Source organism: Pseudomonas costantinii, from assembly GCF_001870435.1.
Lineage (GTDB): Bacteria > Pseudomonadota > Gammaproteobacteria > Pseudomonadales > Pseudomonadaceae > Aquipseudomonas > Aquipseudomonas costantinii.
Genome location: NZ_MDDR01000018.1, coordinates 33,728 through 47,720, shown reverse-complemented (window position 1 = coordinate 47,720; position 13,993 = coordinate 33,728). Strand labels below are relative to the sequence as shown.

At 59.6% G+C, this 13,993-nt stretch carries 17 protein-coding genes; 10 read left to right on the top strand and 7 right to left on the bottom strand.

Annotation, left to right across the window (positions count from 1 at the left end):
• Positions 1 to 265 precede the first annotated feature (265 nt).
• From BFL40_RS10090 to BFL40_RS10075, 4 genes are all read left to right on the top strand, one after another.
• Entirely contained in the window at positions 266 to 1,264 is a 999-nt protein-coding gene (locus tag BFL40_RS10090) for a DUF4238 domain-containing protein (RefSeq protein ID WP_071483841.1), read from the top strand.
• 449 nt (positions 1,265 to 1,713) lie between these two features.
• Positions 1,714 to 2,007 carry a fructose-bisphosphate aldolase gene (locus BFL40_RS10085; RefSeq protein WP_071483840.1) on the top strand — a complete coding sequence of 98 codons (294 nt, stop codon included), beginning with the start codon at positions 1,714 to 1,716 and terminating at the stop codon, positions 2,005 to 2,007.
• A 260-nt stretch (positions 2,008 to 2,267) separates the two neighbouring features.
• Complete coding sequence (locus BFL40_RS10080) at positions 2,268 to 2,759, top strand: GNAT family N-acetyltransferase (RefSeq protein WP_071483839.1); 492 nt, start codon at positions 2,268 to 2,270, stop codon at positions 2,757 to 2,759.
• Positions 2,760 to 2,782: 23 nt separating this feature from the next.
• Positions 2,783 to 3,208: a GNAT family N-acetyltransferase gene (locus tag BFL40_RS10075; protein ID WP_071483838.1), complete on the top strand. Its 426-nt coding sequence runs from the start codon at positions 2,783 to 2,785 to the stop codon at positions 3,206 to 3,208.
• Here BFL40_RS10075 and BFL40_RS10070 read toward each other — a convergent pair.
• The gene (locus BFL40_RS10070; protein ID WP_071483837.1) at positions 3,195 to 3,743 is read right to left on the bottom strand and encodes a GNAT family N-acetyltransferase; all 549 of its coding nucleotides are present in this window, start codon (positions 3,741 to 3,743) and stop codon (positions 3,195 to 3,197) included. The genes BFL40_RS10075 and BFL40_RS10070 overlap by 14 nt on opposite strands.
• A 121-nt stretch (positions 3,744 to 3,864) precedes the next feature.
• On the opposite strand from BFL40_RS10070, the gene BFL40_RS10065 reads away from it, so the two are divergent.
• On the top strand, positions 3,865 to 4,542 hold the full coding sequence (locus tag BFL40_RS10065; RefSeq protein ID WP_071483836.1) for a class I SAM-dependent methyltransferase: 678 nt from the start codon (positions 3,865 to 3,867) through the stop codon (positions 4,540 to 4,542).
• A 16-nt stretch (positions 4,543 to 4,558) separates the two neighbouring features.
• Here BFL40_RS10065 and dapF read toward each other — a convergent pair whose 3' ends face one another.
• Positions 4,559 to 5,362, bottom strand: a complete 804-nt coding sequence (gene dapF, locus BFL40_RS10060) for a diaminopimelate epimerase (RefSeq protein WP_071483835.1) — start codon at positions 5,360 to 5,362, stop codon at positions 4,559 to 4,561.
• Between the two features lie 109 nt (positions 5,363 to 5,471).
• Between dapF and BFL40_RS10055 the strand changes: the two genes are divergently transcribed.
• Both BFL40_RS10055 and BFL40_RS10050 read left to right on the top strand, forming a co-directional pair.
• Positions 5,472 to 6,506: an alginate lyase family protein gene (locus BFL40_RS10055; protein ID WP_071483834.1), complete on the top strand. Its 1,035-nt coding sequence runs from the start codon at positions 5,472 to 5,474 to the stop codon at positions 6,504 to 6,506.
• A gap of 43 nt (positions 6,507 to 6,549) precedes the next feature.
• Positions 6,550 to 7,047 carry a P-loop nucleotide/nucleoside kinase family protein gene (locus tag BFL40_RS10050; protein WP_071483833.1) on the top strand — a complete coding sequence of 166 codons (498 nt, stop codon included), beginning with the start codon at positions 6,550 to 6,552 and terminating at the stop codon, positions 7,045 to 7,047.
• A 107-nt stretch (positions 7,048 to 7,154) separates the two neighbouring features.
• Here the strand turns inward: BFL40_RS10050 and BFL40_RS10045 are convergent, their stop codons facing one another.
• Positions 7,155 to 8,741: a L,D-transpeptidase family protein gene (locus BFL40_RS10045; RefSeq protein ID WP_071483832.1), complete on the bottom strand. Its 1,587-nt coding sequence runs from the start codon at positions 8,739 to 8,741 to the stop codon at positions 7,155 to 7,157.
• Between the two features lie 39 nt (positions 8,742 to 8,780).
• Between BFL40_RS10045 and BFL40_RS10040 the strand changes: the two genes are divergently transcribed.
• Together BFL40_RS10040 and BFL40_RS10035 are read left to right on the top strand one after the other, a co-directional pair.
• A complete protein-coding gene (locus tag BFL40_RS10040; RefSeq protein ID WP_071483831.1) occupies positions 8,781 to 9,494 on the top strand; it encodes a murein L,D-transpeptidase catalytic domain family protein in 714 nt (237 codons plus the stop codon).
• Positions 9,495 to 9,524: 30 nt separating this feature from the next.
• Positions 9,525 to 10,271, top strand: a complete 747-nt coding sequence (locus BFL40_RS10035) for a creatininase family protein (protein WP_071483830.1) — start codon at positions 9,525 to 9,527, stop codon at positions 10,269 to 10,271.
• Positions 10,272 to 10,356: 85 nt separating this feature from the next.
• Here BFL40_RS10035 and BFL40_RS10030 read toward each other — a convergent pair whose 3' ends face one another.
• Positions 10,357 to 10,698, bottom strand: coding sequence for a hypothetical protein (locus BFL40_RS10030; protein WP_071483829.1), 342 nt, complete (start codon positions 10,696 to 10,698; stop codon positions 10,357 to 10,359).
• A gap of 33 nt (positions 10,699 to 10,731) precedes the next feature.
• Entirely contained in the window at positions 10,732 to 11,376 is a 645-nt protein-coding gene (locus BFL40_RS10025; RefSeq protein WP_071483828.1) for an ATPase, read from the bottom strand.
• A 143-nt stretch (positions 11,377 to 11,519) separates the two neighbouring features.
• Here BFL40_RS10025 and BFL40_RS10020 point away from each other — a divergent pair, with 143 nt between their 5' ends.
• Entirely contained in the window at positions 11,520 to 11,783 is a 264-nt protein-coding gene (locus BFL40_RS10020; protein WP_071483827.1) for a lipase chaperone, read from the top strand.
• On the opposite strand, the gene BFL40_RS10015 is transcribed toward BFL40_RS10020, so the two are convergent.
• A complete protein-coding gene (locus BFL40_RS10015) occupies positions 11,760 to 12,599 on the bottom strand; it encodes an amidohydrolase family protein (protein WP_071483826.1) in 840 nt (279 codons plus the stop codon). The genes BFL40_RS10020 and BFL40_RS10015 overlap by 24 nt on opposite strands.
• A 27-nt stretch (positions 12,600 to 12,626) precedes the next feature.
• Positions 12,627 to 13,907, bottom strand: a complete 1,281-nt coding sequence (locus BFL40_RS10010; RefSeq protein WP_071483825.1) for an MFS transporter — start codon at positions 13,905 to 13,907, stop codon at positions 12,627 to 12,629.
• Between the last annotated feature and the right edge of the window lie 86 nt (positions 13,908 to 13,993).

Sequence of the window (13,993 nt, the reverse complement as noted above, 5' to 3'; positions counted from 1 at the left end):
TCCGAAAGCTTACCCGAAGATGGCATGCTTTCAATATACCAATACGACGAGGCAGACATAAATCCGAACTGCCCAATTAAGTATTATGCAAGCTTAAGCGCTAAATTTCGTTCGAAACTAAAACCATTTTAACGTTACAGTGATCCAAGCTGGCATCCGGGCGTGACTTCACCCGCGAGCAGCCCCCAAGAAGGCACTTGAATTGCTTGACGGGAGGCCCGCAGGCTGAGAGCTTGCGAGCCAACACCTAACGAAGAGGACGCCCATGTCGCGCAAAGACCTTGAAACCAAGAAGCGTCACCATTACGTCTGGGCGAACTATCTGACCCGCTGGGGCCGCGGTACGAAGAATGTTTTCTACACCACGAAAACTGGAAAAATTGCCCACGACAGCGTGCGAGCCTTAGTTGTTGACGACTTTTTCTACAAGACCACCGCGCTTACCGACATGGATGTTCGGGTAATTAAAGGTTTCTCCCGAAAAAGCCCCGACCATCTTCATCAACAGCACATGTCGTATCTTAATGACTTTCTTAAGATGCAGCAGCTTGAGACCATTTACCGTAAGTCTGGCATTCAGGATCAAAAAGTCGAGCTGCATCTCCATGCGATGAAATGCAACCTACTGGAAAACCTCCACGCATCCCATGAAGCAAAGGCATTGCCAGTTTTAGCAGAGCTCGCTGATGAAAAACTCGATGTACTGCAAGATAAACAGCACATTGTCGAGTTCATGATGTTCTTCGGTCACCAGATCTCCCGCACAAAAACTTTCCGAGATGGCCTGATCCGGATTCAACCACGGAGTAACGCCCTTGAAATTGAAGTGGCAGATGCTATGGAGCGTGCATGGTGGTTCATAAGCTACATGTTCGGGATGAGTATCGGCTTCAGCCTGTACGTAAGCCGCCACGAGGATAGACATGCATTACTGGTGAATGACACTAGAGTGCCTTTCATCACGTCCGACCAACCTATAGTCAACGTGCACTCTTGTGTCTCAGAGACAGAGTTCGCCGCACCTGAGTATGCCGACTTTTACTACCCGATCTCGCCGAGGGTCGCCTACATTATCTGCAACTCCGAACGATTCATGCCGGGTAGAAATGAGATAGATGAAGCCACTGTCTTGGAACTCAATACCAAAGTGGCAGCTCAATCCATGCTACACATCATCGGTGATAGTGAGAGCGCAATTCTACCTTTCAAACAGTACATCGGACGGCGCTATAAAAGAACTCCTGATGGACATGTCATAGTCTGACTGAAAAGGCTAATGGTCTAGTCAGTTATGCACGTAATATTTTTGGTAAAACCCTATGTAAATGACGGACTAGGTTAGACGCAAAATGGATGAGCAGGTTTTTGATTTCAGCCAAAATCTCTTGGTGGATGAACGAGTGAGTTTGGTGATTGGGGTTTGATACACCCTCTTGGTTGCGCTCTGGCTAAACGCACCTTATAGTTCGGCCCGTCGCTGGCATTGGCCAGCGACAGGGTTTCGCAGCCCTAAAACGATTCACACCAACACCGTCAGACATGCCCCAGCCGGCTCCCGGCTGCCGAATGTTTTATGGCGGTTGTGCGTGGGAGACCTTCGGGTCTGCCGGGTTTTGGTGTAAATCGTCCGGTCTGCGAACCCGCGCACAGCTGCCACCCAATCTGTTTCGCAGCAGAGCCGGTGGTAAATCTTTTTTCTTGAGGATTTACACCATGACTACTCAACACCCGCCCCGCCGCTTCACCCCCATGTCCCAATCCGCAACCGACTACCCCGTCCTGCTGATCGACAACGACGCCCCACTCAGCGAGCTGCACGCTTGCGCCAGCGAGCGCCTCAACGCCGCACTCGCCTACCTGAACCTGATGGCCTGTTCCAACGTCTCCGACTATGCCGAGCACGACATTAATACCGTCGCCAATACCGCTCGGATCATGGTCCAGGATGTGGCGGATGTGTTTTCGGTGATTGAGCGGCGGGGGTTTGATTCGCCTGCTGTGGGTTGATGTGATGTGAGCTGTGAGGGAACCCGCTTTGGCGGGTTTTCTGGTTTTTATGATCTACCAAAAATACTGGCCGTAGCAGCTGTCGAGCCCTGGCGAGGCTGCGTAGGCCGCGCTGCCGAAATCGAGCCAGGCACCAGACCGAGTCGCGCCTGACGCAGCCTCGCCAGGGCTCGGCAGCTGCTACGGGATTGAGTGTGGTTCCTAGGTCGGTGATGATTCTCTATCATGTGGCCTTTCGCTCAATGCCCCAGGAAATACCCATGCCCACCCTCACCTTCCGCAACGCCCTCCCCGCCGACGCCGCGCGTTGCTTTGAGATTGAAATCGGCGCCTACGAAGGCGATGAAGCCGCGACGCTGGAGAAGATTGCCACGCGGATTGCGCAGTACCCACAGGGCTTTCTGATTCTGGAAGCGGATGGCGCGGTGGTGGGGTTTATCAACTGTGGCTGCGCCTATGACGTGGTGATGTCGGACGAGGCGTTCAAGGAGTTGGTGGGGCATTCGGCTGAGGCGCCGAATGTGGTGATCATGTCGGTGGTGGTCGCCCCGGCGCATCAGGGCAAGGGGTATTCCAAGGCGTTGATGACGGAGTTTGTGCAGCGCATGCGCGGCATGGGCAAGCAGACGATTCACTTGATGTGCAAGGAGCAGCATGTGCCGCTGTACCAACGCATGGGCTACCAGTATGTGCAGCCCTCGCCATCGGATCACGGTGGTATGGCGTGGCATGAGATGGTGATGACGCTCTAATCTAACCAACAGGGAGTTCGGCGATGACGGCAGCGCTTTTTGAGGTCAGTGACCAACCCAATCCCGAAGCCGAGCATATCCTCGGCAGCGGTCTTGCGGCGTTCAATGAAGCGGTCACCGGGTCCAACGATCGCCTGCCGTTGACGGTGCTGATCAAAGACCCCGTCACTGCGCAAATCATCGGCGGCATCACCGGCAAAACCACGCTGGGCGTGGCCTTTCTTGACCTGTTCCATTTACCTGAATCGCTGCGCGGCTCGGGCCTTGGCAGTCAGTTGCTGCAAGCCTTTGAAGACGAAGCCCGGCGCCGGGGTTGCGCGAATGCGGTGCTGTACACCATCAGTTTCCAGGCACCGGGGTTTTACGAGAAGCATGGCTGGGTGCGTTTTGGCGAGATACCTTGCACACCTGCGGGCAGCAGCCGGGTGTTTTTGTCTAAACAGCTGTGATGTTCAGGGCTTTGCCAAACAACCGATTGCCATGGGTTTCCCCCTGAAAGGTATAGGTCGGCGCCCCCAACTCTTCATACCCACGTCGAGGGTAGAACCCCAGCGCGCGCTCATTGCCCACCCACACCGTCGCCCACAATAACGAAGCGCCACCCAGCGCCGCGCGTTGTTCCGCCGCTTGCAGCAATTGATAACCGATGCCCAGACCGGTGAAGCGCTCCTGGATATACAGGCGTTGCAGCTCGGCGACGTCAGGCGCCTCAATCATCGAATGGCTGGCGTTGAGGGTGATTTGGGCGAAGCCGACAAGGTGATTGTTCAGTTCAGCGACGACTAATGCGGTGCCGGGCTGGGTAATCAGTTGGGCGATGGATTCCGGTGCGAAGGCCTGCAGCGCTTCATTGGCAATCGAGCTGCGAATGCCTTGCGTCGCATAGGTGTCGAGGAAGACTTGCATGCCGAGCACGCCAATGCACAGGGCGTCCTGGGGGATGGCATTTCGAATAATGATGGCGGGAGGGTTGGCGGTAGACATTGAGCATCCGTACTCGGGGTTGTGAGGCTCAACGTTTTACCACGAATGTGTGGTGCAGCAATTGCCTCGGCTGATTTGCCGCAGTAGGGTTTACGCCTCGCCCAATCCCCAGGAGCCCAGCATGAGCTTTTTTTCTGACCCGGACGCCGTCGCCCGTTACGCCGAAGGCCCCGTGCGCCTGGTGCCGGGCTTCGATGGGTTGCAACGCATGACCACCTTGCTGCTGCGCGAAAGCGTGCCGGCCACGGGCAATGTGTTGGTGTTGGGCGCAGGTGGCGGGCTGGAGTTGAAGCGCTTTGCCGACGCCGAGCCGGGTTGGCGTTTTGTGGGCGTGGACCCGTCGGCTGAGATGTTGAAGCTGGCGCAGGCGATGTTGGGCCCACTGGCAGAACGGGTTGCATTGCATGAAGGCTATATCGACACCGCGCCACTGGGCCCGTTTGATGGGGCTACGTGCCTGCTGACCTTGCACTTCATCCCGGCCCAGGAGCGCCTGCAAACCCTCAAGGCGTTGTGGCAACGCTTGCTGCCGGGGGCGCCGCTGGTTGTGGCGCATCACAGTTTCCCGCAGGCGCCGGACGTAAAAGCCCGTTGGTTGAAGCGCTATGCCGCGTTTGCGGTGGATTCGGGCGTACCCGCCGCGGATGCCGAGCGGGCGATTGCGGCGATCAGTGAGAAGTTGCCGGTGCTGTCACCCGAGACGGATGCCGCCTTGATGGGTGAAGCCGGGTTTGAAGGCGTCGAGTTGTTCTACGCGGGCTTCAGCTTCAAAGGCTGGGTGGGCTACAAGCCGCGCTAGCAGCTTTACCCTAGGGCTATAACGCGCAGGTGACGCCCTGCATGATCGGCTCGACGCTGCCCGTCAACACCACACCGCCCTGCCCGTCCCACTGCACCGTGACCGCGCCGCCGTCGCACTGCACTTCAACCGTGTTATCCAGCAAGCCCCGCCGAATCCCATTGACCACCGCCCCGCAGCAGCACGAACCGGAGCCCAGCGGCACACCGCCGCCGCGCTCCCAGATGCGCAGGCGGATATGGCCGCGGTCCAGCACCTGTACGAAATGCACATTGGTCTTGGCCGGGAACAGCGGGTGAGTTTCCAGCGCCGGGCCCACGGCGGCTACATCGACAGCCTCGATGTCCTCCACGAAAAACGTGCAGTGCGGGTTGCCCATGCTGCACGCGGCCGGGTTGCCGTCGATGGGCAGTCGACGGGTGTCCATCGCCTCGGCCAATGGCACCGCCTCCCACGCCAACGATGGCGCGCCCATGTTCACCGACACCCGCCGCCCGGATGCACGCGTGCAGGTCAGCAAGCCACGGTCGGTACGCAGCACGATGGCGTCGGTGCCGGCCTCACACATCAAGCGATCGGCTACGCCTCGAGTCGCGCTGCCGCAGGTTTCCAGCGGCGTGCCGTTGGGGTTCCAGAACTTGATGCGCGCGGCAGCGTCGTCGCAGTCGAGTACCACGGCCAATTGGTTGAAGCCGATGCCGGTGTGACGGTTGCCCAGCTTACGGGCGATTTGCGCGGTGATCGGGTCGCTCTGGCCACGGCGGTCGATGATGATGAAATCGTCGCCATGGGCGTGCATCTTCACGAACGGCAAGGTCATGGACAGTCCTGTTGTCGAGCTGAATGAGAGGTGAAGCATACGGCAGTTTCATCCCCGTGGATTCGGCTGCGTGCTAGCGTGAGCGCGTCCGAGTTCAGCAGAGTCACCCATGAAAAAAACCACCTTCGCCTTGACCGTATTACTGGCCGCGTTTTCCCACGCGGCCCTGGCCGCCAATCTCTGCCAGCCGGTCGCTACAAACCCGACGACCAAAGCTTTGCTGGCCGCCGCCCAACGGCACCTGGGTGATCAACCCAATCCCCTGCCCCATCTGCACACTGAAGGCACCCTGCCCAACCAGGGCATCCGCGAGCAGAGCATCGCCGCCGAAAAAGACTGGCCGGTGATGCGCCAGGCGGCCCTGGCCTGGCGCTTGAGCGGAGATGCGCGCTACCTCAAGCAAGTCGACGACTACCTCGCCGCGTGGGTCGGTGTGTATCAGCCGGACTTCAACCCGATCGACGAAACCAACCTCGACATGTTGATCAATGCCTACGCGCTCACCGCCGATAGCCTGCGCCCTGAAACCCGGGAAGCCAGCCGCCGGTGGATCAGCAACCTGGGCAACGGCTACATCGCCCACATCCAACAATTCCACGGGCAGAAAAAAGGCACCCAGACCAATAACTGGCAGAGCCACCGCGTCAAGTTGGTCACCATGGCGGCCGCCGCGCTCGGCGACCGGGCAATGCTCGAGCAGGCCCACCAGTTGTTTAAACAGCAGATCGCCGACAACGTCCTGCCCGACGGCTCGGTGACCGACTTCCAGGACCGCGACGCCTTGCATTACGTGGTCTACGACCTCGAACCACTGGTGCAAGCCGCACTCGCGGCCAAACCCTATGGCGTGGGCGGCGACTGGCTGAAAATCACCGCCAATGGCGCCTCCCTGGGCGCCGCCCTCGATTGGCTGGTGCCGTACGCCGACGGGCAACGCAGCCACCAGGAATTCGTGCACACCCACGTGCAATTCGACAAAGACCGCGCAGGCGTAGGCGAAGCCGGCTACAGCGGCACCTGGGAACCCAAGAGCAGCGCGACGCTGTTTTGGCTGGCGGCGCAGTTGGACCCGCGTTACCTGCCGGTGGCGACACAGTTGGCCGCGAAACCGGCGGATTGGATCAGCGCCTGCTATTTGAAGTAGCTGCGGCTAGACTGGCCGGGCTTCCCCTTTCAAAGGATTGACGATGCTTATTGTATTCAGTGGTCTTCCCGGCACCGGGAAGACCACGATTGCCACCGAACTGACGCGACAGACCGGCGCGGTTTATCTACGAATCGACGTGATCGAACAGGCGCTTCGGGATGCCGGTGTACTGGCGGGCGACGTGGGTGCCAGCGGTTATGGCGTGGCGAACGCATTGGCGCTGAGTAATTTACGCCTGGGGCAGGTGGTGATTGCCGACTGTGTGAATCCGGTCAAGGAAAGCCGCCAGGCGTGGCAGGCGGTGGCCACGGCAGCGGGTGCTGAGTTGATTGATATTCAGGTGGTTTGTTCTGATCAGCGGGAACACCAGCGGCGTGTGGAAAAGCGTACGGGAGATATTCCCGGGCTGGTGCCACCCACTTGGCAATCCGTATTGGCGCATGAGTACGAGGTTTGGGATGAGCCGCCATTGACGATCGACACCGCACGGATGACAGCAACCCAGGCTGTTGCAGCAATCCTGAGCGGGCCTACCTAATGCCATTCAGTTAACTCGCCTCGCTAGCACCAAAGCTCCCACATTTGATTACTGTGTTGCCTAGACTCAACCGGCTTCGGTTGGATATCAGGGCATGCCACAAAACCCTAAAGCACACTCCCCATCGCCTTCATCAACACCGGATCACGCCCATAAATATCCGGCGCGTACACCAACCCACCCTGACGATCCACTTCAACCGTCCAATACCCCAACAACAACGGCACCGGCGTGGCCAACCTGAACTCATGGGTCACACCCGTCGCCAGCAATTCATCAGTGCGGGTACGTTCAGCCGGGCTCACCAGCAGATCACGCAATAGCAGCGGCTGCTCAACCCTCACACACCCCGAGCTGAACGCACGCGGCCCTTTGGTAAACAGCGGCTGGCTCGGCGTGTCATGCAGGTACACCGAATACGGATTGGGAAAACGCATCACGATTCTGCCCAACGGGTTACGCGGACCAGCGTCCTGGCGCAGGAGGATATTGCCGGGCCGAGTCCAATCGACCTGGTCGGCCGCCAACGGGTGACCTTGGGCATCGAGCACTTGCAAGTTTTGCTGACGCAGATATTCGGGGTTCAAACGGATCGCCGGCAGCTTGTCCTCGCGCATGATGGTCGGCGGGATGGTCCACGTTGGGTTGAGCGTCAGCCGAGTAATACGTGATTTGAGCAACGGCGTCTGGCGTTCGGCACGGCCGACTTGCAGGCGGGTTTGCCACACAGGAATGCCGCTCTGGTAGACGCTCAATTGCGCGGCGGCGACGTTGACCACTACGCCTTCAGGCTCCAGGTCCTGGCTCAGCCAACGAAAACGCTCCAGGTTGATGCGCAGTTGTTCGCGGCGCATCGCCGGGCTGATGTTGAGTTCGGCCACGGTGCCCGCCCCAATCACGCCGTCAGCTTGCAACGAGTGGCTGAGTTGAAAGGCCTTGACCGCCTTGACCAGTTCATCACGGTATTGCCTGGCGTTGCCGGTGGGTGCCTTGGCCAGGTAGCCGCCGCTGTACAAGCGCCGCGCCAGTTCCGGCACGCGAGGGTCTTCCATGCCGGGGCGCAGCAATGGACCGCTGGCGACCGGGTCCCAATGGGGCAACGGTTGCAGGCGCAGGGTGGAATAAGCATTGCGCAGGCTGCGGTATAAATCGGCGCTGGGGCGCGCGTGGTCGAAGGCTTGGGCCATGTCATGCAAGCCGGTGGCGGCAAAAGCCAGCACCTCGGTATTCGGGTCGCGCGTGGGGGGCTGGGAATGCCAGATCGGTTCGAAACGCGATTGCTGCAGGCGGCCATAGTGCAAGTCCTGCAGGGCTTGCAGGTATTGCTGGCTGGTGCCGATATCGCTGCACAGCACGTTGCCCGTGGCCTCTACCGTGGGCAGGCTATAGTGGGTGGGGTCCAGGCCATCGTCGGCCAACAGATGCAACTGAGATTGCAACGCTTGGCGGCGCTCAGCGGCGGACCACAGCGGCACATCACCCTGCTGCTGATAGAACGCTTGCAAGCGCGATTGGGCCGCAGCGTCGATGTGCGGGGCGAGATTGGGGCAAACGCCGCTCAACTGTGAGAGGGCCTGTTGCACCGGGCTGGAGGCAATGACGGGCACGGCCGCCACCGGCGGCTCATCCGCTGTCGCGACCAATGGTGCAACGAGCAGGCAAATGCTCAAGTAACATGCGTGTTTTTTGAACAATTGTCTTGGCTCCAATCCACTGCGGGGGACGCTTTGTAGATGCTGACTTTTATAGGCCGCCTCGGTTTGATCACCGTGACCCTGACTGCGCTGAGCACTGTTGCGCTCGCCGCCAATAGCAACCCACCTTCTTTGTATAGCAGCCTGGCGCGCTCGGCTCCAGAACTCAATCCCACTGTACTGAAAAGCGCCCTGAGCGCTGTGCAGTGCGCGGTCAATAACGGCGAGGACCGTTCCGATCGCCTAGCGGTTATTGACTACTCCCAGCCATCGACCGCCCGTCGGCTGTGGATCTTCGATTTACGCAAAAAAACCTTGGTACTGCGTGACTTGGTGGCCCACGGCGCCAAGTCCGGGGAAAACTTCGCCACCCAGTTCTCCAATCGTGAGGGCAGCCACCAGTCCAGCCTGGGCTTGTTCCGCACTCAGGAAAGTTACCTGGGCACCCATGGCTACTCATTGCGCATGGACGGCCTGGAGCCCGGTTTCAATGATCAGGCTCGCGACCGCGCGCTGGTCATCCACGCCGCCGACTACGTCAACCCCGCGTGGAGCAAGCGCGAAGGCCGTATCGGCCGCAGCCAGGGTTGCCCGGCCGTGCGCCCGCAAGTGGCGCGCCAGGTGGTAGACAAACTCAAGGATGGGCAGTTCATGTTTTCCTGGTACCCGGACCAGCGTTGGCTGAAGTCGTCGACGTACCTCAACTGCAAGCCCCAACAAGTGGCGAGTAGTCGTACAATCCGTGGTGGTTAGCCTGTCCCCACAGATAAAAGAGAGCGTCTAATGCTTCTACACACGTCCACCTGGATCGAGATCGGGCAGTTTCTGGAACGCAGCCGCACGGTGGTGATTCCCATCGGCTCCAACGAACAACATGGCCCCACCGGCCTGCTGGGCACCGACTGGATGTGCCCGGAGATCATCGCCCATGAGGCGCAGAAGAATACCGACATCCTGATCGGCCCGACCTTCAACATCGGCATGGCCCAGCACCACCTGGGCTTTCCCGGCACCATTTCCCTGCGCCCTTCCACCTTTATCGCCGCGATTGGCGACTGGGTGCGCTCGTTGGCCGGACATGGTTTCGAGAAGATCCTGTTTCTGAACGGTCATGGCGGCAACATCGCCACCATTGAAGCGGCATTTTCCGAGCTGTACGCCGAAGCCAGCTACGCCCGCCGCCCGGCCGGGTTCGCGCTGAAGCTGGTGAACTGGTGGGATCTGGAAGGCGTCAACGACCTGGCTCACCGCCAATTCCCCGTAGGCCACGGCAGCCATGCCACGCCATCGGAAATTGCGGTGACGCAATGGGCGTATCCGGAGTCGATCAAGTCCGCCGACTATTCGCCGCAAATCGCCAACACCGGGCCGATCCGTGAGGCGCTGGACTTCCGCGCACGCTTCCCCGATGGGCGCATGGGGTCAGACCCGGCGTTGGCCACGGTAGAAAAAGGCGGAGAGTTGGTGGCGTTGGCTGCCAAGGGGCTGGTCAAGACCGTCGATAGCTTCAGCAACGAGCCAAAACCTTAAGTCGAACGCTAAGCAACATGTGGGAGCGGCGGTGCGACGATTCGACTTGCCCGCTCCCACATTTTCATTTGTGTATGGCCTGAGGTTATTTGCAGTCTTGCGCTGCCAACTCCAGCCGCGACGGTGTGATCGCCGAAGCCAGCGGCTTGCGCTCGTACAGGAACACCTTGGTGCCGTCCTGGGACTTGTAGGCCTCCAGCACATCATCGGCGGCAATCTTGCTGGTCAACACCACTTTGGCGTGGCGCGAGTTCTGCGTCACGGTAGAGGTGATGCCGTGCTTTTCAAGCTTGGGCAATACGCATTGCACATAGCCTTCGGGGGTCTTGCTGGTTTGCAGGGTCAAGGTCGGAGCATTGGGAGCAGAGATACAACCGGTCAGCAACAAAGAAGTAAAGGCCAGGGCCGGGACGAAAAAGGAGCGCATAGAAAATCCTGAATATAAAAAGAAAAAGTCACATCAACTCGCTCGGACTAACGCCTTGAGCGACGCATCAAACTGCTTCAAGGCATCGAGCTGTACATCACGCTGCTGTTCAATCTGTGCGGCAATCTCGGGAGCCGCCTTGTCATGCACCCACACCGACGACACCTGCTTGTGCACCGAGCCTTCGGCCTTCGTGATGTATTGCAGGTTCGCGTCATAGAACCGCGCGGTAAAACTCGCCTCGACCCAGTCGTTACGCTGAGTCAGCAATTGGTTATGGGTATCGAGCACCACCACCACATCGGGGTGAGCCTGCACCAACTCATCCAGGCTGCTATAGACCGTTACTATGCGAAAAGTGCCCTGCAACGAGTTCATTAACCAATCGATGGCCAGTTCCGGATCGGAGCTGTTGACGAACGCTTCGCGGATGCGTCCATCAAGGGCATCCTTGGCGCCGTTCAAGGCCATGGCGTGGTAGCGTTCAAGGTAGCTGAGGTTGTCGCGGGTGTTATCGCTGTACAACACACCCACCGACTGCGCGTGCTGCAGGGAGTCTACGCTACCCACGAGTGGCAGCAAATGGCCTGTACGCAGTTCATCGGCAATTGCCGGGTTCGTCAGCACTGCTGTGCCGAGCATCAGCATCATTAAACCAAACTGGATAATCGTCCTCATCGCGCATTTCCTTGAGCCGCGTCTCGATGGGGCTATTTTCCACTTTTCCTGAAAAAACAGAACGTGTGATCCTTGATGGTGACTATCATTTGAACCGATAGTGTCAGGCATCCAAACCCCATAAAACCTACAAGGACCACGCCATGAGACCCCACCAGAAAACCTTCGATCGCATCCGCGAAGCCGTATTGCCGGAGTTTCGCGAGCGGGTCGCCGATTACCTGGTCGACTATGAGAACGTGCTGCAGGATGAGGCGGCCGACGCGGATCAGCGCTACGCCAGCGCCCAGCAACTGCGCGGTTACCTGCGCGGTTTGAACACCACACGGGTGCTGGGCATGGCCGATTGGGAGGACCTGGACCGGCGCGTGGGCCAAGAATGGCTACAGGTGCTGGAAGCCGAATAACTGACTGGGGGTGTCGATCAACAGCGCCCGCGCAACCTTCGGCGACCAACCCAGCGCCTGACGCTGCTCCACCACGCTGGCATAGTCGATATGCCCCTCATGCTGCGTATGCGGCCAGTCACTGCCCCACACCAGGCGGTGCAGGCCGAAGCTCTGTTCCAGCAAGGGCATGACCTCACGCGCGAACGCAAGGTTCTGCGACGGGGTGCCGGCCAATCGGTAGATGCCGGAGACCTTCAGCCAAACCAGCCCACTTGCCCCCAACTCCAGCAACTCGACAAACGCGGGCTGCTCAACGCCCTGTCGCGCATCAGGGCGCCCGAAGTGATCAATCACCAACTTGACCCCGAACGGCATCATCTGACGCACCAGGTGTGGCAGGTCTTGCACCTCGCGATGCAATTCCACATGCCAGCCCAGTTCGGCAATCCGTTGGAAAAACACTCTCCAGCCGTGCTCGGCAAAATCCGGCAGCGGCTGGCCGACCAGGTTCAACCGCACTCCCACCACACCAAGCCGGGCCATGGCCTGCAAGCGATCAACACTCACATCACGCTCAACCACCACCACACCGCGCAGTTGCGTAGGCGCCTGCGTCAAGGCGGCCAATAGATAGCTGTTGTCAGCCCCCAAAAAGCTCGGCTGCACCAACACGCCATGGCTCAACCCGTTGGCGTGCAAGTGCTTGAGGTAATCCGCCAGCGTGGCGTCGTAGCCGGGGGTATAGCGGCGCTCGCCGGCAAGTGCCAGCGCTTGGCTGAATACATGGGCATGGGCGTCGATGCCGGTGATGGGCGTGGTGCGGTTATCAAGCATGGTTTCGTCTTTCACAAATAAAGGGGTTCAAGCCTGGGCGCGTTGGCCGACCGGCTCACTGTCCGCAGGCGCAGCTTCGAGGGTGCGGCCACGGGTTTCCGGCAGGCACAGTGCAGCGATTACCGCGACACCGTAGGCAATTCCGGCATCAATACCGATGGCCGAGCCCAAGGACATGGAGTCACTCATGTGCCCTACCAGAAACGGGAACACCGCCGACAGTACACGCCCGAAGTTGTAGCAAAAGCCCACCCCGGCGCCCCGCACATCCGCAGGGTACAGCTCGTTGAACAGCGCCCCCAGACTGGCCGGAATACCGGCGGCAAAGAAGCCCAGCGGAAAACCGAGAAACAGCATCTGGGTATTGCTCAACGGCAGGAACACATAAGCCTGCACGGTGACCACGCAGCACAGCGCAAACAGCACGATATTTTTGCGCCGGCCAATACGGTCAATCAGAAACCCGCTGACCACGCAGCCGCACCAGAAGGCGAAGATGATCACCGCCAGGTAGCCACCGGAGTTGAGCACCGAGAGGTTGCGCTCAGTCTTGAGAAAGGTCGGCAGCCAGGTCATCACCGCGTGGTAACCGCCGTGGGCGCCCAGGCCCAGCAGGCCGCCGAACAACGTGACGCGGATCAACTCCGGGCGGAAGATCCCCGCCAGGGACTTGAAGAAACTCTGCGGGATCGCCTGTTCTTTTTGCAGGCGCTGGAAGCTGTCGGGCTCCTCGACGTTACGCCGCACCCAAATGATCAGGAACGACGGCAGCAGGCCCACCACAAACATCACCCGCCAGGCCATGTCCTGGGGCACCAGCGAATAGATCAGCGCAAACACCCCGACCGCCACGCCCCAGCCCACGGCCCAGGCGCTTTGCACGGTGCCCATGACTTTGCCGCGATACTTGGGGTTGATGGTCTCGGCCATCAACACCGCGCCCGCCGCCCACTCACCGCCGATGCCGAAACCTTGCAGCGCCTTGACGATCAGCAACTGGTTGAAGCCGGTGACAAACGCCGACAAGAAGGTGAAGAACGAAAACCACAGGATCATCCACTGCAAGGTGCGCACGCGGCCGTAACGGTCGGAGAGCGTGCCGCCGACCCAGCCGCCGATGGCCGAGGTGACCAGCGTGACGCCGCTGATCAGCCCTGCATCGCCCTTGGTCAAGGCAAACGCGGCAATCAGCGCCGGGATCGCCAGGCCGAACATCTGCACTTCCAGTGCGTCGAGGGACCATCCGCCGAAGCAGGCCCAGAACGTTTTGCGCTCCCGAGGAGTGACTTGGCGATACCAACTGAACATGATTTCTTATCCTTATAGGTCAAACGCAAGGCGGCCGAGCGCGAACCGCGCCGTAACGGGGCCAGTGGTGGCAAACATCAAGGGGG